The organism is Fibrella aestuarina BUZ 2 (assembly GCF_000331105.1).
In the GTDB taxonomy this organism is placed as follows: Bacteria; Bacteroidota; Bacteroidia; order Cytophagales; family Spirosomataceae; genus Fibrella; species Fibrella aestuarina.
Window position 1 is genome coordinate 3,623,488 of sequence record NC_020054.1, and the last position, 18,716, is coordinate 3,642,203.

Genomic DNA, 18,716 nt, shown 5'->3' on the forward strand with positions numbered 1-18,716 from the left:
AGTGGAGAACGGGTTAAACCAGAACCGGCTCAGCGGCGAACGAGGATTTTGCGGTTATCGAATCGGTTCACATCCGACCAGGCCCCCAGTGGGTCGATCACAACGGCAACAGCGTTGTCGGGACGGGGTAGCCAGAAGGCCTTATCCTCACGCCCGGCGGTGGAGGGTTTCACCAGTTGCCGGTGGATGACCTGCCCGCGGTTGTCGAGCAGGGCCAGCGGTACGTAGTCGTTGAGGAGCCGCTCCTGCATAGCGCCGAGCCCATCGTCGAGGTATTTGTGAGCGACGATGTGTACACCAAGGCGGTCGTCATAATGCCCGATTGCGCCCACGGCCATACTGAAACCAGGGCGCTCGGTCAGGTACGTGGTGGCGTATCGGAGCGAGTCGGGGAGGGCGTTGTGCAGGGCAGCTACGTACCCAGCCGGATTGCCCGCCGGGTGCTGCTGATGGTACTGCCCAATCTGCCGACAAAGCGACTCGTGTCCCCAGACTTCGCCGATGCAGGTAAGCGAAAGGGGAGCTTTGGCCGTCGCCACATACGAGGCGGCGGGGGCGTCGCTCACGGTCGGCTCCCGCTTGAGCTGTTGACCACGCCCGCGCCGGTAGAGGGCGTCGAACTGCGCCAGCTGGATAGTTAGCCAGTCGTCGCCGCGGTGTTGCTGCACAATGCGGGTAGCCAAGTACGTGGCGAGCCCGTCGGTCAGCAGGCCATTCGGGTGGGGGGTCGGTTTCAGGCCAGCGGCGAGCCATTGGTTCAGCACCTGTTTGGTCACGGCCATATCGAGCCAGCCAGCGTCGGTGAGCCGGGCGGTGTTAGTCATCCAGCCCTCACGCTCCGACAGCCGAATCTGGCCGCGACGTGGGAGCCCGGCAACAGGCCCTGCCATCGGCGTCGTAAAGGGCGTTTCCGTAACATGCAGCGTCTCGGTCGGGAACGTACCCAGCCAGCGTGACCCCTGTTGCAAGGCCCGCCTAACGGCCAGCTGAATGGCCGCGCGGTTTTGCGGATGTACGTAATGATACTGCACGTTGATCCGCTGCGCGCCCACGCTCACCTGCTCCGTTGTGGTGGTGTAGGGTGTAATGCGTGTATTGGTAGTTGTCTGATTGTCAAGAGTATATAGCCAGTCGATGCAGCCGATGGTTGCCAGAACGACAAGCGTCAGTATGGTCAGGTACGTTGGGGTCAGGCTGGCCCGAAAGCGAGTGAGCAACCGGGGCAGACCCACCCATTCGCCGCGTTGCGCGAGCCGGGTCGCCAGCAACAGCAACCCCGCGCCCACCACCGACCACAGCACCGCCAGCCCGTTGCGAACAGCGGATAGACCTCGGTAGCCCGTCAATTCGGAATACTGGTCTGAGCCGGGCAGGTAGCTATACAGCCATTGCCCGTTGGGCCACACCGTTGCCGCCGTTGAGCTGTTGAGGTAGGCCAGACTGCCTAAACCGATGAGCAGCACCAGATGACCCGCAAACCGGTTGGGTACGATGCTTTGCACCAGCACCGCCAATGCAATAAGCTGGGCGTAGCGAAGTAGCCCATCGGCCAGCAAATCCGTGGCATACAATCGCCAGTCGATGGGCGTTTGCCCGTTGGACCATTGGAGGTAAACGCCCGTCAGAAAAATCAGGACCGTCAGGGCCGTTGCCAGTACAAACAGCGCTCCGGCTTTGCCCAGCAGCCGTATCCAGTTGGGCTGGGGCGTGGCGTCGGTGAGCAGCCAGAGGTTGGTGGTCCGTTCCCGATGCAGTAGTTCGCCCGTAAAAACGACGAGAAACAGGCTGATATACAGGTGCATGGGTATGCGAACGAACGTCATGCGCGAGGTGAACGGAAGTAACCGTTGGCCGCTGGCCAGCGCATCGGTGGGGACATCGCCCAGCCCATTGGCGTAGCCCAGAATGCCCAGCACGAGCAACAGCAAGGCCACCAGCAAGGCCGGTTGGCGGACCAGCCAGCGTACATCGGTCCAGGCCAGCCGCACCACGATGCGCCACGAAACCAGCAGGCCCGCCACTTCGGGTTTGACGATGGGTAGTGGAGCCGAAGCAAGGAACGAGGTGTCGGCAACGACGCCCTGATCAGCCTGTTTGTTCGTGTTGTTCCAGCTTTTCATCAGCTGCATCCAGCGGCGCGATAAGTTGGGAAACACAGGCCCCTGATCGAGCCAGTAGGGGAAGGAGAGCCGGGCGTCGGCGCGGGTCAGCAGCCAGCCGCTAAGGCCCAGCCAGAGCAGGCGGTTGATGAACAGCAACGCCGGCCAGCCGGGCAGGGTGGTGTTCTTGTCACTGATTGGGAGGTTCTCTACCGCCTGCCGGATCGCCAGCATCCCGAACGGGTCAAGCACCTGCATCCAGTCGAGGTCGACAACGGCCGAATAGCCCAACTGCAACAGCGTCGATCCCAGCGTGAGGGCAAGCAGGGTGAGGTAAGCGCCGGCAATGTGCCGCAACAACGCAGTCAGGGCAAACGAAAGGCAGGTAATGATCAACACGTTGGGCAGTAGTAGCCAGCCGAAGCCGTCGAGCAGAGCCAGTAGCGGGAAGTCCGTCCAGGTGGTGTTCGCCGCACCCACCGGCGTGTTGATCCAAATCGGCAGGGTTAGCACACCGAGCGTGTAGCTAAGCCCCAGCAATACCCCCACGGCCAACGTACCCAGAAAGTGCCCCAGGAAGTAGGTTCGGGCCTGAAGGGGTAAGGCATACAGGTACGTACCTACGCGATGCTCGCGGTCGCGGAGCAGGGTTTGCCCCGTCAGCAAGGCCACCGAAGTAATCAGCAGCGGCCCCAGGTTGGTAAAGGCTCCGTAGAACAAGACTGGCGCGTTGGTCAACAGGCGTACGTCGGCCAGTTGGTGGAAGGTGAGCAGCGCCGTCAGCGCCCCCTGCGCCAGCATCAGCGCGAGCAAGGCCCAAAACAGGGGTTGACGGAACTGGTAGCGAAGCGCAAAACGGACGGGAATAAGCCAATCGTACATGACATAATTGCCGGTTAGAGCCGTTATCGCCAACTAGGTACGTGCCCAGTTGGCGATAACGGATTCATTGATCGCAAAATAGTCACTGGATAAGTTCGATCGGTTTACCTTTTCTTCGTTGAGAGTGGTAATCGACCAGCCGTCACGTAGTGATGGAAAAGGCTACAGGCGGGCGTACTGGCGGATGTATTGCTGATCGACAACGGGCTGTATGTGGCGGGTGGCTACTTTTTTGCCGGTTCGGGCCGCCTCGTAAATCGCTTCGATCAGCTGCACGTCGCGCAGGCCCAGTTCGCCGGGTAGGGTCGTGGGCGTGCCATTCAGTACGCACTGCGCAAAGGCATCCATCTGTCGGGCTTGCTGGTTCACATTGTCCAGCTTCATGTTGCCCCGGCTCGTTTTGCCCCGAATGCCCCCGTAGCCGTAGGCCGGTTCCAGTTCAAACCAGCCCTTGGCCGCTTCGGCGCGAAGTTTATTGTAGGTATCGTTGTAGCTGGTGCGGCAGTCGGCCACTGTGCCATCGGCAAACTGAAGCTGAAACGTCATGCCTTCTTCCACCTCCGTGAACTTCTCCCGGTCGGTGATGGGGTGAAACCGGGCCGTCACCGACACGGGTAACTGCCCTTTCGTATAGAGGGACCCTTGTAGGCAATAAATGCCCACATCGGGCAGCGGGCCGCCACCCGCCAGGGCCTTATTGAGCCGCCAGGGCGTGTCGTAGCCTTCTTTCTGACCGTTTTCAGCGACGAGGTGGCGAACCGGCCCAAAAAGCTGCCGTTGGCCCAACTCCATCATGTTCTGGTTGTGCGGCTCAACGTGCAGCCGGTAGCCCACCGACAGTTGCTTGCCCGCAGCTTTGCAGGCGGCAATCATGCGCCGGGCGTCGGCGGTGGTGGTAGCCATCGGTTTCTCGCAGATCACGTGCTTCCCCGCTTTTGCCGCCCGCACCACAAAGTCGGCGTGTAGGGCATTGGGTAGCACCACATACACAATGTCGATGGCGGGGTTAGTCGCGATCTGGTCGAACGTCTGGTAGGTATAGATGTTTTTGTCCGGGATGTTGTAGGTCTGCTTCCAGGTTTTAGCCTTGTTGGGCGTGCCCGTCACGATGCCCGTGAGGCGGCAGTACTGGGTTTCCTGGAGGGCGGGTCCCAGCTGGCCTTCGCTGTATTTGCCTAGCCCAACCAGCGCAATCCCTAGCTTTTTTATCGTCTGCCCCGCTGCTGTCTGCGTAGTCGAATCGGTAGATTCGCCGTTGCTGTCAGCGCTGCTACCGGCGCAGTTATAGAGACTCAACGAAGGCAACGTGAGGGCAGTGAGGCCCATTCGCTGCAAAAACGCCCGACGGGCCTGCGGGCTTTCGAACAGAGGCTTGGCTTGTTGCATAAAAAGAGGCGTTTGCGCCGCATCCGGCTTTCCTCTCTTTACGCATAACCTAGCCGACCGGTCTTGATTTTCTATCCAGCGGCGGGGGAACTGAACCACCCTTACAAATAATCCATCGGGTGGTCGGCGATGCGGGTGTTGTCGAAGAAGGTATTGAGTTGCTGGAAGTCGGCCTCGGTGAGTTCGAAGTCGAACACGTCGAAATTCGCCCGGATCCGGTCTTTGTGAACCGACTTCGGGATGGTCACCACGCCGTGTTGCACCGACCAGCGCACCAGGATCTGGTAGGTACTCTTTCCGTAGCGTTCGGCGATAGCGACCAGCCGCGGGTCGTGCTGCTTCTGCCCCCGCACCAGCGGCGCGTAGCCTTCCAACTGAATGCCCTTCGCCCGGCAGTAGTCGAGCACCTCAGGTACGTAGCAGTAGGGGCTGAACTCGATCTGGTTGACGGCGGGCGTCACGGTAGCGGTCTCGAAGAGTTCGTCGAGGTGGGGCGGGTAATAGTTGGAGACCCCGATGGCCCGGGTACGTCCCTCGGCGTAGAGCCGTTCGAGTGCCCGCCAGGTATCGCGCCGGTGTTCGCGGATGGGCCAGTGAATCAGGTACAGGTCGACCACGTCGAGACCCAGCTTGGTCAGGCTCTCGTCGAACGCGCGCAACGTGCTGTCGAAGCCATGATCGGCGTTCCAGACTTTGGTGGTGATGAAAACCTCGTTTCTGGGTACGTTGCTGGCCGCGAGCGCGGCGGCTACGTCGCGTTCGTTACCGTAGATCGCCGCCGTGTCGATGAGGCGACAGCCCAGCGCAAGGGCATCTTCCACGGCTTGCTGGACGTCGTTACGCTGCTTCGGCGCATACACACCCAGGCCCAGCAACGGCATCGTAACGCCGTTATTTAAGGTAACGGAAGGAATGGTCATGGTAGGGGAGGTGGATAAATAATGAATAATGTACGATGTACAATGCACAATGAGGCCGGGCGGCGGACTGCTAACGTAAACTCATTGTGCATCGTACATTATTCATTTAAATTCATTTAAAAGGCATCGTTTAGGGCGAAGATGGGGGCGTTGGTTTTCCACTTGCCGCGGGTGAAATCGGGGACCTCGACGAGCTGCCCGCCTTTGGCGATGCTCTTTTCCGATAAGGGGCTGATGGCGCTCCAGACGGCCGCGTCGTAGACGTCGATGGGGGGCTGGGTTTTGTATTTCACCGCTTCGATAAACGCCCGCATCACGAAGAAGTCGATCCCGCCGTGGCCCGCTTTGTCGGCATTGGCGGCGTGTTTCTTCCAGAGCGGATGATCAAATTCGGCTTCGTAGGCCGCAAACGGTTCCCAGCTATGGGCTTTGGGCTTGTCGCCTTTGGCCGTGCGGTTCTGAAAAAACACACTGTCGTTATCGTCCATCCAGATGCCTTCGGTGCCCTGCGCCCGGAAACCCAGCGAGTAGGGGCGGGGCGAATTGGTGTCGTGGATAATCACGATGGTTTCGCCGTTGGCGCACTGGAGCATGGTCGTGACCACATCGCCCAGCTTGAAGTTGACGTTGGCATTCGGGTGATTGGCCCCGCCATTGTCGACGACGTATTTGTGCAGGCCCCGGCTCTTGGTAGCGGTGCTGCTCAGGGCCGTGAAGCGGTTGCCCCGGTTGATGTTGAGCCAGTGCGCCACCGGCCCCAGCCCGTGGGTGGGGTAGATATCGCCGTTGCGGTCGACGGAGTGCTGCGTGCGCCAGCGGGCCTCCGCGTAGCCCTTCGCGCCAAACTCGACACCCCCGCCGGCATAGTGTTTGCCGTCGTTGAACTTCACCGCCCGCAGGTCGTGCTGGTAGCCGCAGTGGGCATACGTCATTTCGCCAAACAGCCCCTGTCGGATCATGTTCAGCACCATTAGCACATCGCGCCGATAGCAGACATTCTCCAGAATCATGCAGGGCGACCCCGTTTTCTCAAACGTATTCACCAAATCCCACGACTCGTTGAGCGTGACCGTCGCCGAGACTTCCACGCCAGCGTATTTGCCGGCTTTCATGGTTTCGACGGCCATTGGCGTGTGCCACTCCCAGGGCGTAGCGATCACCACCCCATCGATATCGTCGCGTTTGAGCAGCTCTTTGAAGGCTTCATCCCGGCGAGCGCCCCCACCGTTGCCGTACACGACCGGGCGGGGTTTGCCGAGCTTATCGAACAGGGCAAGGGTTTGCTGTATGGCCTCGTCGCTGGTATCGCAGATGGCGGGAATCTGCACGTCGGGGCGGTAGAGCGCCTGCTGGATGTGGTCGCGGCCGCGGAAGCCCGTACCGATGAAACCGAGCCGAACGGGCTTGTCGTCGGCCATAAGTGAACCGGGCCTTGCGTTAGTCAGCAGGCTGGGTACCCCGCCAAAACCAGACAGGCTACTGGGGACGAGGGCGGCCGCAAAAGCGGCATCACGCAGGAAAACACGGCGCGTAGAACGGTTCGGCATGGGGAGGGTAGTGAGTCGTTACCTAGAGGTAAACATACGACGAAGCGCCGAGGTTTTAATGAACGATTTGAGCGGAGGGTCCGTTACGTTACTGCCCAGATAGAACCCGTATTTTGTTTAATCTTTGTGAGTAAAAGTTGAACAAGATCAGCGCGCGGCGGGTTATCTATCTGACCATTGCACGCCTGTGAGCGACGAATTTTGGCCGGTGACGATCAGTACGAAGTGACCCCGCTCTAAGGTCTGCCTGTGTTGAAGACATACTTTCTTACGACAGGTTGAACCGATTTTGATTAGAAACCTACCATGATGGATCCCAACGGAGCCGAGGCTCCACGGGTAGCTGTGTTCCGGAAGGAGCATTTCAACGCCGCCCATCGCCTGAACAATCCAAATTGGTCAGACGAGAAAAATACCCGTGTCTACGGCAAGTGCAACAACCCCAATTACCACGGCCATAACTACGAACTGACCGTGCAGGTGGTTGGCCCGATTGACCCGGAAACGGGCTATGTGATCGACATGAAAGTGCTGGGTGACCTGATAAAGACGCAGGTAACCGACCGCTTCGATCACAAAAACCTGAACCTCGACACCGACGAGTTTCGCGACCTTAATCCGTCGGCCGAAAACATCGCCATTGTCATTTACACGATTCTAAGAAAACACATTGAGCCGTCGCTCGATCTGAAAATTCGTCTGCATGAAACCGAACGGAACTTCGTTGAATACCCCGTCTAATGGTGCCGCTTCCAACGGCATCCACCTTAACGGCCACAAAAACGGCCATGCTACCCACGGTTTGTCGGACGAACTGGTTGACGAAATGGGGGATAATCACGCCCTGGCCAATCTGGAAACGCCTTTACGCCCAGACGCTTTCGATCTGGACGACGACCTGAAAATCGATCTGATTGAAGCCCATTTTCGCGAAATCATGACCATTCTGGGCCTCGACCTGACGGACGACAGCCTGAAAGGAACGCCGCGCCGGGTGGCTAAAATGTACGTCAACGAGACGTTCAAGGGCCTCAACCCCGCCAACAAACCCAGCACGACGCTCTTCGACAATAAGTACCAGTATAACCAGATGCTGGTGGAGCGCGACATTACGGTGCAGTCGTATTGCGAGCACCATTTCGTGCCCATTATTGGAAAAGCACACGTGGCGTATATCAGTAGCGGTAAGGTAATCGGCCTGTCGAAACTGAACCGGATTGTGCAGTATTACGCCAAACGCCCGCAGGTGCAGGAACGCCTGACAATGCAGATTGCCGACGAACTGAAGCGGGCGCTGCAAACCGACGACGTGGCCGTCATTATCGACGCGGCCCACCTGTGTGTATCGACCCGCGGGGTCAATGACACGGCTTCGTCGACGCTGACGGCTGCCTACAGTGGCAAGTTCGAGGACGAAGCCACGAAACAGGAGTTTTTGAAATACGTAGGCATGGCCAAGCCAACAATGTAAGGGCGTTTAGGGTTTGAGGGATAAGGTGTAAGGCCGCTCCGCAGGTCGGAAGTACCACGGTAAGCCTTACCAATCAAACCTCACACGCACTTTATGCAAGGCAAACATATTCTCATCATTGGAGCCAGTTCGGGCATTGGGCACGCACTGGCTCTTTTGTTGCAACAGCAGGGCGCGACCCTTTACACGGCGGGTCGGCGGCAACCCGAAGGCATCACGTCCACGCACATGACGTGGGATGTAACGACGCAACCCGCCGCTGAGGCGCTAACCCAACTGCCCGAAGTCCTGCACGGGCTGGTGTATGCACCGGGTACCATTAACCTGAAACCATTTCAGCGCCTCCAACCTGCCGATTACCAGCACGATCTGCAGGTAAACGTGCTGGGAGCTGTCTCGGCCATCCACGCTACGCTGGGCAGTCTGAAAAAATCGAAATCGGCAAGTATTGTGCTGTTTAGTACGGTAGCCGCCAAGCTGGGCATGGGCCTGCACTCGTCGGTATCGGTGGCCAAGTCGGCCGTTGAAGGGCTGACAAAGTCGCTGGCGGCTGAGTTTGCGCCCTCCAACGTGCGGGTCAATGCACTGGCCCCATCGCTGACCGACACGCCACTGGCCGAAACGCAGGGCCTGCTGGGTACGTCGGAAAAGCGCGAGGCGGCCAATAAACGCCACCCGCTCAACCGCGTGGGTACTCCCGAGGACATTGCCCAACTGGCGGCGTATCTGCTCGGCGATCAGGCCAGTTGGATCACGGGCCAGATCATCGGTGTCGATGGGGGCATGGGGAGTCTGAAATAATGCATTGCCTACAGGGCAGTACAGAAAAGCGGGCTCGGCAGGTTTTCCTGTCGAGCCCGCTTTTTAATGTACGTGGTGTCAGAGATCCGGTCTGACACCACGTGAATAGAAGCTGTCGTTAACTACCGTTCAGCTGGGCTTATTGCCGAATCAGCTTCACCGTTTTAGCCTGCGAGGGCGTACTCACGTGTAGCAGCAACAGGCCAGCAGGCTGGTTACCCAGCTTCAGTGTTTGGCGTTCGGTTGCCGTGGCTTTCTCCACCTGATGCTCTGTGATGGTCCGGCCGTTTACGTCGGTCAGCACGAAACGGAGGGGTTGCCCTTGTGCGCCCAGTACGTCGACTTGCACATCGTTAGTCAGCACGGGGTTACCCAACACCGATACCTGTAGGTCGGTGCCCGGCTCGTCGGCCCCGATGCGTCCGTTGGCGGTACCCGGCTCCTGCCCGTATACCAGCGACCCGTTCAGGTAGGCCGTGATCTTGGGGTTGGCTACAGCCGAACCCGCCGGGAGGTACGAGTAGTCGTTGGCTTCGTTGAAATTCGACCAGTCGTTCTTGTTGATGCGCTGCTGAATCTCGCCCGTTGAACTCAGTGGATACAACGTACCCAGCGTGGGCGAGAAGCTCAGCTCCAGGTACGTATCGGCACCCGTGCGATTCACTTTTACAAACCGGCCCGTCACCTTGCTGTTGCCCAGTTCGGCGTAATCGACCGTGTAGACCAGCGGCTGGTTGCCTTCCGCCGTAAACCAGTAACGCACCGTCAACTGGCTGTAGTCGACCGGCAGGTTGCCCTCGTTGGCTACGTTCAGATACGGTTTGATCTGGTTGCCCGTGGTGTTGCGGTTCTTGTTTTCGGCGTACACCGTCAACGTCCGCGTGGGCGTCACCAGCGCCGGTTCAACCCCGCTTACCAGCACGCCATTCCGATACACCGTGATCTTGGGATTGATGGCGTAGTTGGTGTTGCTGCTATACGAGTGGTCGTCGGCTTCGTTAAAATCCGTCCAGTTTTGCTTGGCCACCCGGCTCTGAATTTCGCCAGACGTGCCGTTCGGCGCGAGGCTACCAGCCGAGGCATCGAAGCTGTATTCTACGTACCCGAGTGCACCCTGGCGAGGCTGCGGCAGCGCTACGTATTTCAGCTTCACCTTGTTGGTGCCCAGTTGCGCCCAGTCGATGTACAGGTTGGTCATGGGCGCGAAATCCTCCACGGTCAGCCAGTAACGCACCGTCAGCTCACCATACGGAATCGCGGCCGTACCCCCATTGTTCAGCTTCAGATACGGCCGGATGGTGTTGACCTTCTTGGTATTGTTGTTGCCATTTTTGTGCAATATCGTCAGGGTCAGGCCCTGCACCGTAACGGTTGCCGAAACAGGCGCACTTACGCAGCCCGCCGCCGACTGGCATACGGCCGTGTACACGAACGTACCCGGTACGTTGGTCGAAACCAGAATGGTGTTGGATGTACCTGCGCTGTTGTTCGGACCCGTCCAGCTCAACGTACCTGAGCAGCCACCGCCCACGAGCGTTACGTCGCCCGAGGCCTGCGCGACCGTCACCGCCGACTGACCGCCCTGCGTGAGCAGCGTTGGCGTGGCGGGTGTGGGAAGTTCCGTTACGGTAGCCGTTGCGGTAGCCGTGCACTGGTTGGCGTCCGTTACCCGTACCGTGTACGTACCGGCACCCACGGCGATCGCTGCCGTCGTCGCGTTTGTCGACCAGGCATAAGCTGTGCCGCCCTGCGCCGTCAGCGTTGTGGTTTGCCCCGTACAAACCGTCAACGTACCTGCGACAGAGGCCGTTGCCCGGTTAACCGTTACCGTTGCCGTGCCCGTCAGGTTGGTCGACGCCAGCCCGTTGGCGTCCGTTGCCGATACCAGGCTGTAGGTCGTCGTCTGGCTGGGAGCCACCACGATGGGGCTGCCCGTGGTGTAGCCGGTGAGTGTGCTGCTCGACTGCCCGTCGGTATACACAACCGTGTAGGGGCCCGTGCCGCCGCTAGTGGCAATGCTCAGCGTAGTCGTCGTTCCGGCGCAAATGGCCGCGCTGCCCGTCAGGGTAGCAACTACCGGCTCGATGACCGTCACGCTCACCGTCGTTGAGGTAACCTGCTTAGTCGGAGCCGTGGCGTCACCCGCCGTAATCGTGAACGTTTGAACCCCCGCTGGCAGGCTCGATACCGTAGCGGTATTGCCGCTTGGCGTGATTGTGCCCGGCCCGCTGAACGTGTAGCTGTAAGGCGTAGTACCGCCCGACACCGTGGCCGACAGGGTGGTGGTGCCCGTTGTCAGCAGTTGGGTTGGCGTGGCTGTGGCCGACAGTACGAGCGGGGTTACCGGTGGTGCGAAGGTGAAGCGGGCTACGCTCGGGTCGTGGTCGCTGTCCGGGTCGGTAAATTCGGCGTTGATGTGCACCACGTCATACTGGTCCAGCTTGCCGAGCAGGCTGTTGCTGACCAGAATGTGGTCGATCGTCTGCGAGTTGCCTTCGAAGTTATACGTGTACCGCTCGTTGGCCGGCAGGGTTTCGATCAGGGCGTTCAGCGGCGCTCCTTTCAGGATGTTGACCGGGGCCGAAAACTCAAAATCATTGAGGTCACCCAGCGCAATGACGTTGGCGTTGGGGTCGACGGCCAGGATGCTCTGCACGAAATTCCGCACCACCGTGGCCTGCTCGCGGCGCTGTGCCTCGCTAAAGAGCGTGGCGGGCTGATTCACACCGAACAGAATGTCATCGGGGATTTTCGAGCTGAAGTGGTTACCGATGATGAAGACCGGCTGTCCGTTGAACAGAAATTCACCCGCCAGCGGTTTGCGGCTGTTGCTTGCCGGGCCCGACCCGTCGTTGTTGGCAAAGGCCGGGTTGGTCGGGTCGACGCGGCCGGGGTTAAACGACAACTGTGGCACCCCGTTGACGTTGTTGACGGTCGTAGCGGCGGTTGAGGTGCCACCCGGCCGGTCGACGAACGACACCCGGTTGGGGTTGAACAGGAAGCCCACCCGAATGTTGCCCCCCGCCTGACCACCATCCTGGTCATCGACCGGGTTGATCTGACGATACTGGTACGTGGGCCCACCGGCTGCCGTGATCGCGTTGATGAGCAGGCCGAACGTGACGTTAGCGTCGACAACGGCGTCGTTGGTCGCGCCGTTATTGTCCTGAATTTCTTCCAGCAGCAGAATATCGGGGGCCTTCAGGTTCTCCACGATCCGGCTCGCGAGGTTGTTGAACTTGCTGCTGGGATCGCCCGGCGCCAGGTTCTCCACGTTGAACGTCGAAACGGTCAGTTTGTTGGCCGTGGGGGCCAGCGTCGTGCTTTCTTTGGTTAGTCCGTTTGAAATAACCGTGGGGGCTGAGGTAACCAGTACTTCGTAGTTATCGGCTACCCAGTTCACAATTCCGACTACGGTGCTCAGCTGAGCGCCCACGTTGACGGTTGGTGTGAGGTAGCCACCGCTGGGCGGGTTCAGCATCGTATCGTCGAGTTGAATGCGTTCCGGGTTGAAGTCGTTGGCGCTGACGATGACGCCGCCGCGCGACGATTTAATGGTGGCGTTCGCGCCGTTGTCGGCCACGACCCAGATTTCACCGGCCCCGGCCCCAGACCGCACCGTTGGGCTCACCGCCAGCGGGTTGTTGATCTGCACCAGCATTCCTTCCACGCTTTCGTAAAAGTCGATGCCATCCGTCGCCGGGTCAAACGCCAGTCCACCCGTTTCGACGTTGCCCGTCTGATCTTCTATAATCGTGTTCGGGATGGTGCGGCCCCCGTTGCCCAGTACGGTAGGCGCCGGCAGCGCGTTGCCCGTCGACACCGTCACGAGGGTGGGCGTCTGAATCTGCGTGATGGTCAGGTTGTTGGAACCCGCGCTACCCCCCGACCGGAATTCGGCCACGGTGCCACTTACCAGCAGCGACGTACCCACGGCTACGGTCGGGGCAGTGCTGGTAAAGACAAAAATGCCCTCCGAGGTACGTTCGTCCGCGTCGGGATTGGGATCTTGCAGGTAAAACCCGTTCGACCGCAGGCCCGTCACGATGCCGGGTACGTTGTTGACCACCTGACCCAGCAGGGGCGAGATGTGGGCCGCGCCCTGAATATCGTGAATCCGCTGGCTGGGCGTAATCTCATCATCGGCGATGAGGGCCGTGGCCGACGCCGAACTGATGGTATAGGCGGCGTTGGTCGCGATGGTCAGGATGATGGTTTCGTTGGCATCGATCACCGCGTCGTCTACGGGCGTCAGCGTGAGCACGATCGACGACTGCCCTGCAGGGATCGTCGCTACGCCGCTGAGCGCGGGCGTGTAGTCGGTGCCGTTGGTGGCCGTACCGCCTACGGTGTAGTTGACCGTCAGGGCCGCGTCCGTGCTACCGGTGCGCGCGAGGGTGAAGGTGATGGGGTCTGTTCCGGCCTCAGCACCATTGGCATCGGTGGCCGTTATGCTGACAGACGGCAACGTAGGCGTAGTGCCGCCGCAATCCGTGGTGTGCGAACCCAGCCCGTCGAACGTATCAATGGCGAAGCCCTCCCATTGCTGACTCGGATCGAAAGCATCGCTGATGTTGACGTCGCCGCTACAAAACGCCGCTTTCCGGCGGATGGTGTTATCGGCCGTCGAAGTCAGGCCGGTGCCCCATTCGGTGCCGGGATCAAAACCCACCTGCCCGATAGCATCGACAATGGTTCCCGACGTACCGCCTTTCCGCAGCACGATGGCATCGTCGCCGTTGTAGAAGGAGGCTCCGCTTGTCTGGTTGGCTTTGGCCAGAATGGTCGCGTTGGCCGCCGATGCTGCCAGTACGAAGGTGCTACCCGGGGCAATGGTGCCCGTGAGTGAAACGTTGGTGCTGGCCGTGACACCGCCGTTGAAGTACATCTGCACGACGTATTGCCCGGCCGCCAAATCGATGGGGGCACCCGTACCGTTGTAAAGTTCAAGCGCTTTGTTGTTGCTGCTTCCTTCGATGTATTCGGAGAAAAACAGATCTGTGGGGGCTTGTGCCCAAACGGCCGACGGGAGCGCACAGAGCATGAGCATCCCTAGCCAGGCAAAAAAAGCTCGCTGTAGATATGAAGTCATGAAAAATTGGGAATTGGTTTTAACCCCCAAAACTATCATATCTATCACGCATGTGGTGTTAGCTGATTATTATTAAATAAAATCCGTCACAAGAAAGAATTGGCTATCTCGAGGATGGAACTTGCATGTATACAGTTCAAATTAGTTAGTCGATACTAACTAATAAGTGTGCTAGTCGGTAGGCTGTTACCTGAAAATGTCAAGTAAGTACTATGCTTGAATTGGTTGCTTACATGTGTCCTATAGCTAAGTCGCTTTTGTCGAGCCGTTTGCCTGCTATACACATCAGTCATTAGAACGGAATCGCTGGAATAACAACGTACCCAGCACCAATACAACCACGCCCAGAAAGATATATTGGACGTATTGTCCCAGCTCCGGAAACCGCTGCCCCAGCACGTACCCAGCCAGTACCAGCGCTGATACGTAGGCGAGGCAACTGATCGACGTCAGCACTAAAAAGCGGGGGAGGGGCAAGCCGCTACTGGCCGCCAGCAAGGGGTTAAACGTGCGGATAATGGGCAGGAAACGGCCAATCAGCAGAGCGCGCCGGGGGTGTTTGCTATAGAAGGCGTCTGACTGTTCCAGGTAGCGCCGTTTGAAGAAAAAGGTGTCGGGCAGTTGGTGCAGCCGGTTCCCCAGCCGACGGCCAATCAGGTAGCCGGTGAGGTCGCCGGCAATGGCCGCGCCGGTAAGCAGGGCAATCAACCCCACTACCGATACATGCAGCGTCTGAATGCCCGTAAGCAAGCCCGCCGTAAACAGCAGCGTTTCGCCACCGGGCACGACCAGCCCCAACAGAAAACCCGTTTCGATAAACACCAGCGCGGCAATGAGCGTGGTGCCGCCCCACTCAATCCAGTTGGTGTTGAGCAGCAGCGGATAGCTAAGCAAAACGTCCATGCGGTTGTCGGGTAGCACAGACTACCCGACCTGATAACCCGGCCCAGCCGCCGTAGTTTTACCGACAGACCGGGTGACCCCGTCAACTAGGAAGCAAACTGCTTCGTAAGGTCCACGTTGCCACCCGTCAGAATGATGCCAACCGTCTGATCGGCGAAGTCGGCTTTGTAACGCAGCACCACGGCCAGCGGCACGGCGCAGGATGGCTCGATGATGAGTTTCATCCGCTCCCAGACCAGCCGTTGCGCCGCCCGGATTTCGTCGTCGTTAACCAGCCGGATGTCGCTCACATACTGGCGGATAATGGCCAGCGTCCGTTCGCTAAGGTTCGTCATCAGCCCATCGGCGATGGTATCGATGTAGGGTGCTTTTTCTACCCGCCCGCTCCTGAACGACAGTACGGCGTCGGCGGCCCCTTCGGGTTCACAGCCCACCACGCGCGTATTGGGGGCCAGATAGTGTACAGCGAGGGCTGTGCCACTGAGCAGCCCGCCGCCGCCCACGGGGGCCAGCACGGCATCGAAAGGTAGCCCGGTCGGGTTGTCGGCGAGGAGTTCGATGGTGGCCGTGCTTTGGCCGGCAATCACACGGTCGTCGTCGAACGGATGAATCAGTGCCGCCCGGGTCCGCAGCATCACATCCCGAACGCCCTCTTCCCGCGCCTGCAAGGTGGGTTCGCACTCGATCACGGTGGCGCCGTAGCCACGCACAGCGTTTTTTTTCACCTGCGGGGCCGTGCGGGGCATCACAATGTAGGCGGGTATCTGCAACTGCCGGGCGGCATAAGCCAGCGCCTGCGCGTGGTTGCCCGATGAGTGGGTGGTGACGCCATAAGCGCGCTCGGCTTCGGTGAGTTGCAGGGCGGCATTCATCCCCCCGCGTGCCTTGAAGGCCCCGATCTTCTGGAAATTTTCGCACTTGAAAACCAGCCGTGCCCCAGCCATCTGGTCGATAGTCTGGCAGGTCAGAGCGGGGGTGCGGTGGATGTACGGGCGAATGCGATCGTGAGCGTCGCGCAGCGTTTGCAGGGTCAACATGGGGTCATTTGGTTGCGATTGCGCCCCAAATCTAACAAATTGCCACCCCGTGGGTAGTGTAGAATAAATAATGCACGAAGGGGAATGAACAATGAGTGATGTAAAATGTACAATGAGGCTACGCCATCGCAAACCATTGTACATCGTTCATTTTACATTATACATTAGTCACGCTCTCCCCCGGTAGAATTCTTTCTCGTACAACAGAATGACAACCTCTTCGACTACACAGCGTCCGCCTGCGACGATTGTCTTTATTTTCGGTGGTAGCGGCGATCTGAATTACCGCAAACTGACCCCGGCGCTCTATAACCTCTTTCTGGACAACTACTTACCGGAGCAGTTCGAGGTGGTCGGCATCGGACGTACCCAATACACCGATGACTCGTTCCGGGAGCGGCTGCTGGAAGGGATTCAGGAGTTTTCGCGCCGGAAAAATGGCCCGGAAGACAGTTGGAAAACCTTTTCGCCGCACATCCGCTACCTGAAGCTGGACGGCGGCGATGCCAGCGCATACCACCTCATCGGCGATCTGGTGAGCGAGCGCGAAGCCGAGTGGAACACCCACGCTAACATTATTTTCTACATGTCGGTCGCGCCGCAACTTGTGCCCGACATTGCCAATAACCTGAGCCAGCTGTCGTTCTGCGGGGATAAATCGCGGGTGCGCATTGTAGTTGAAAAGCCGTTTGGGCATGACCTGCAAAGCGCCCGTGAGCTGAACGCGCTGCTGCTGACTCACTTTGCCGAAGAGCAGATTTACCGCATCGACCACTACCTGGGCAAAGAAACGGTGCAGAACCTGCTGGCGCTGCGGTTTGCCAACACGCTGTTTGAGCCGATCTGGAACCACAATTACGTCGAATACGTGCAACTGACCGCCGCCGAAACGGTTGGCCTGGAAGGGCGCGGCGGCTACTACGAAGGTTCGGGGGCGCTGCGCGACATGATCCAGAATCACCTACTGCAACTGCTCTGCATGGTGGCGATGGAACCACCCACCTCGTTTGAGGCCGATGAAATCCGCAACAAGAAAGTCGACGTGCTCCGGGCTATGCGTCGCGTGGCCCCCGATCAGGTCGATCAGGTGGCGGTGCGGGCACAGTACGGAGCCGGTAAAAAAGGCGACAAAGAAAGCCCGGCCTACCGCGAGGAAGAAGGTGTGAACCCCGAATCGATGACCGAAACCTTTGCCGCCGTGACGTTCTTCTGCGACAACTGGCGGTGGGAGGGAACCCCCTTCTACGTCAGAACGGGTAAGCACCTGGCTGAAAAATCGTCGGTCATCACGGTACAGTTCCGGCCCGCGCCGCACTATGCGTTTCCCAACGAAGCTACCAAAACGTGGCAGCACAATTGCCTGATCATCAGCATTCAGCCCGACATGAACATCCGGCTGCGCTTCCAGGCCAAACGCCCCGGTCAGCAACTGGCCCTCGACCCGGTCGAGATGGAGTTCAACTACAACACGGCTTTTACCGAACAGCAGCCCGAAGCCTACGAAACGCTGCTGCTCGACGTGATGGCGGGCGATGCGACTCTGTTCATGCGGGCCGATCAGGTCGACGAGGCGTGGCAGATTGTGATGCCGATTCTCGACCATTGGGCGTCGCAAACCGACCCGGCGTCGATGCCGACCTACGCGCCGGGCTCGTGGGGGCCCGCCGAAGCCGACAAACTCATCGCCCAGCAGGGGTTTAGCTGGAATAATGAATAAATGAAGTCTGGACAGTCGGTTTAGAAGAGAAGTCCGTAGTCTGGAAAGTCAATTAGTTGGGGCAGTTTAATACAGCTACACACGTTCCAGACTTCTTTTCTAAACCGACTGTCCAGACGCTGAGCACCGTTTTATGACTATCAACCTCGTTAACGACCCGACCGAACTGGCGCAACGGGCGGCTGAATGGATAACCGAGCGCATCGAACAGACGCTGGCCACGCGCCCGCGTTTTACCATCGCGCTATCGGGTGGCAGCACGCCCAAGGCGTTGCACCTGCTGCTGGCACAACCACCCCTGCGCGACCGCATCGACTGGGCGCGGGTGCACGTCTTCTGGGGCGACGAACGCTACGTACCCCTGACCGACGAGCGCAATAATGCCCGCATGGCCTACGATACGCTGCTCGACAAGGTGCCCATCCCCGCCGACAACATCCACGTGATGCGGACCGATCTGCAACCCGACGCGTCGATGGAAGAATACGCCCAGATTCTGCATCGCTACTTCGATGGTCATGAGCAGACGTTCGATCTGGTGCTGTTGGGCATGGGCGACGACGGCCACACGCTGTCGCTGTTTCCGGGCACGGAGGTGGTGAGCGAAGACGTTGCCTGGACGAAAGCCTTTTTCCTGCAACAACAGGATATGTTCCGCCTCACGCTGACAGCCCCGGTGGTCAATCAGGCGGCGACGGTGGCGTTTCTGGTGGCGGGCGACAACAAAGCCGATGCCCTGCATGGCGTACTGAAGGGCGACTATCAGCCGTACAAATATCCATCGCAGCGTATCAAACCCATCACCGGTGAGCTGATCTGGTTTATCGACGAAGCGGCCGCCAAACGGCTGTAGAGCTGAAA

The 18,716-nt window shown here is 59.2% G+C and carries 12 protein-coding genes; 5 read left to right on the forward strand and 7 right to left on the reverse strand.

Annotated features, from left to right (window positions below; genetic code table 11):
- Window positions 1–29: 29 nt before the first annotated feature.
- The 4 genes from FAES_RS14700 to FAES_RS14715 form a co-directional block, all read right to left on the reverse strand.
- The gene (locus FAES_RS14700; RefSeq protein ID WP_015332023.1) at window positions 30–2,981 is read right to left on the reverse strand and encodes an ABC transporter permease; all 2,952 of its coding nucleotides are present in this window, start codon (window positions 2,979–2,981) and stop codon (window positions 30–32) included.
- Between the two features lie 162 nt (window positions 2,982–3,143).
- Window positions 3,144–4,367: a Gfo/Idh/MocA family protein gene (locus FAES_RS14705; RefSeq protein ID WP_015332024.1), complete on the reverse strand. Its 1,224-nt coding sequence runs from the start codon at window positions 4,365–4,367 to the stop codon at window positions 3,144–3,146.
- A gap of 101 nt (window positions 4,368–4,468) precedes the next feature.
- The gene (locus FAES_RS14710; protein ID WP_015332025.1) at window positions 4,469–5,287 is read right to left on the reverse strand and encodes an aldo/keto reductase; all 819 of its coding nucleotides are present in this window, start codon (window positions 5,285–5,287) and stop codon (window positions 4,469–4,471) included.
- Window positions 5,288–5,403: 116 nt separating this feature from the next.
- On the reverse strand, window positions 5,404–6,834 hold the full coding sequence (locus FAES_RS14715; RefSeq protein WP_015332026.1) for a Gfo/Idh/MocA family protein: 1,431 nt from the start codon (window positions 6,832–6,834) through the stop codon (window positions 5,404–5,406).
- Between the two features lie 306 nt (window positions 6,835–7,140).
- Here FAES_RS14715 and FAES_RS14720 point away from each other — a divergent pair, with 306 nt between their 5' ends.
- The 3 genes from FAES_RS14720 (at window position 7,141) to FAES_RS14730 (ending at window position 9,106) form a co-directional block, all read left to right on the forward strand.
- Entirely contained in the window at window positions 7,141–7,575 is a 435-nt protein-coding gene (locus tag FAES_RS14720; protein WP_015332027.1) for a 6-pyruvoyl trahydropterin synthase family protein, read from the forward strand.
- A complete protein-coding gene (gene folE, locus FAES_RS14725) occupies window positions 7,538–8,305 on the forward strand; it encodes a GTP cyclohydrolase I FolE (RefSeq protein WP_015332028.1) in 768 nt (255 codons plus the stop codon). The genes FAES_RS14720 and folE overlap by 38 nt, the downstream gene beginning before the upstream one ends.
- A gap of 93 nt (window positions 8,306–8,398) precedes the next feature.
- Window positions 8,399–9,106 carry an SDR family NAD(P)-dependent oxidoreductase gene (locus FAES_RS14730; protein WP_015332029.1) on the forward strand — a complete coding sequence of 236 codons (708 nt, stop codon included), beginning with the start codon at window positions 8,399–8,401 and terminating at the stop codon, window positions 9,104–9,106.
- A 139-nt stretch (window positions 9,107–9,245) separates the two neighbouring features.
- On the opposite strand, the gene FAES_RS29020 is transcribed toward FAES_RS14730, so the two are convergent.
- From FAES_RS29020 to FAES_RS14750, 3 genes are all read right to left on the reverse strand, one after another.
- Window positions 9,246–14,198: a cellulose binding domain-containing protein gene (locus FAES_RS29020; protein ID WP_148289371.1), complete on the reverse strand. Its 4,953-nt coding sequence runs from the start codon at window positions 14,196–14,198 to the stop codon at window positions 9,246–9,248.
- Window positions 14,199–14,483: 285 nt separating this feature from the next.
- Window positions 14,484–15,101 (reverse strand): DedA family protein, encoded by a 618-nt coding sequence (locus FAES_RS14745; RefSeq protein WP_051054155.1) that lies wholly within the window; start codon window positions 15,099–15,101, stop codon window positions 14,484–14,486.
- Window positions 15,102–15,187: 86 nt separating this feature from the next.
- Complete coding sequence (locus tag FAES_RS14750; RefSeq protein WP_041257906.1) at window positions 15,188–16,138, reverse strand: threonine ammonia-lyase; 951 nt, start codon at window positions 16,136–16,138, stop codon at window positions 15,188–15,190.
- 208 nt (window positions 16,139–16,346) lie between these two features.
- Between FAES_RS14750 and zwf the strand changes: the two genes are divergently transcribed.
- Both zwf and pgl read left to right on the forward strand, forming a co-directional pair.
- On the forward strand, window positions 16,347–17,855 hold the full coding sequence (gene zwf, locus FAES_RS14755) for a glucose-6-phosphate dehydrogenase (RefSeq protein WP_015332033.1): 1,509 nt from the start codon (window positions 16,347–16,349) through the stop codon (window positions 17,853–17,855).
- A 133-nt stretch (window positions 17,856–17,988) separates the two neighbouring features.
- Window positions 17,989–18,708 (forward strand): 6-phosphogluconolactonase, encoded by a 720-nt coding sequence (gene pgl, locus FAES_RS14760; RefSeq protein WP_015332034.1) that lies wholly within the window; start codon window positions 17,989–17,991, stop codon window positions 18,706–18,708.
- Window positions 18,709–18,716: the final 8 nt, after the last annotated feature.

Bases quoted from the DNA above. Each gene is read 5' to 3' on its own strand.
- FAES_RS14710 (WP_015332025.1), bottom strand. From the start codon at position 5,287: ATGACCATTCCTTCCGTTACCTTAAATAACGGCGTTACGATGCCGTTG.
- FAES_RS29020 (WP_148289371.1), bottom strand. From the start codon at position 14,198: ATGACTTCATATCTACAGCGAGCTTTTTTTGCCTGGCTAGGGATGCTC.
- pgl (WP_015332034.1), top strand. From the start codon at position 17,989: ATGACTATCAACCTCGTTAACGACCCGACCGAACTGGCGCAACGGGCG.
- FAES_RS14730 (WP_015332029.1), top strand. From the start codon at position 8,399: ATGCAAGGCAAACATATTCTCATCATTGGAGCCAGTTCGGGCATTGGG.
- zwf (WP_015332033.1), top strand. From the start codon at position 16,347: ATGACAACCTCTTCGACTACACAGCGTCCGCCTGCGACGATTGTCTTT.
- FAES_RS14720 (WP_015332027.1), top strand. From the start codon at position 7,141: ATGATGGATCCCAACGGAGCCGAGGCTCCACGGGTAGCTGTGTTCCGG.
- FAES_RS14705 (WP_015332024.1), bottom strand. From the start codon at position 4,367: ATGCAACAAGCCAAGCCTCTGTTCGAAAGCCCGCAGGCCCGTCGGGCG.
- FAES_RS14745 (WP_051054155.1), bottom strand. From the start codon at position 15,101: ATGGACGTTTTGCTTAGCTATCCGCTGCTGCTCAACACCAACTGGATT.
- folE (WP_015332028.1), top strand. From the start codon at position 7,538: ATGAAACCGAACGGAACTTCGTTGAATACCCCGTCTAATGGTGCCGCT.
- FAES_RS14700 (WP_015332023.1), bottom strand. From the start codon at position 2,981: ATGTACGATTGGCTTATTCCCGTCCGTTTTGCGCTTCGCTACCAGTTC.
- FAES_RS14715 (WP_015332026.1), bottom strand. From the start codon at position 6,834: ATGCCGAACCGTTCTACGCGCCGTGTTTTCCTGCGTGATGCCGCTTTT.
- FAES_RS14750 (WP_041257906.1), bottom strand. From the start codon at position 16,138: ATGTTGACCCTGCAAACGCTGCGCGACGCTCACGATCGCATTCGCCCG.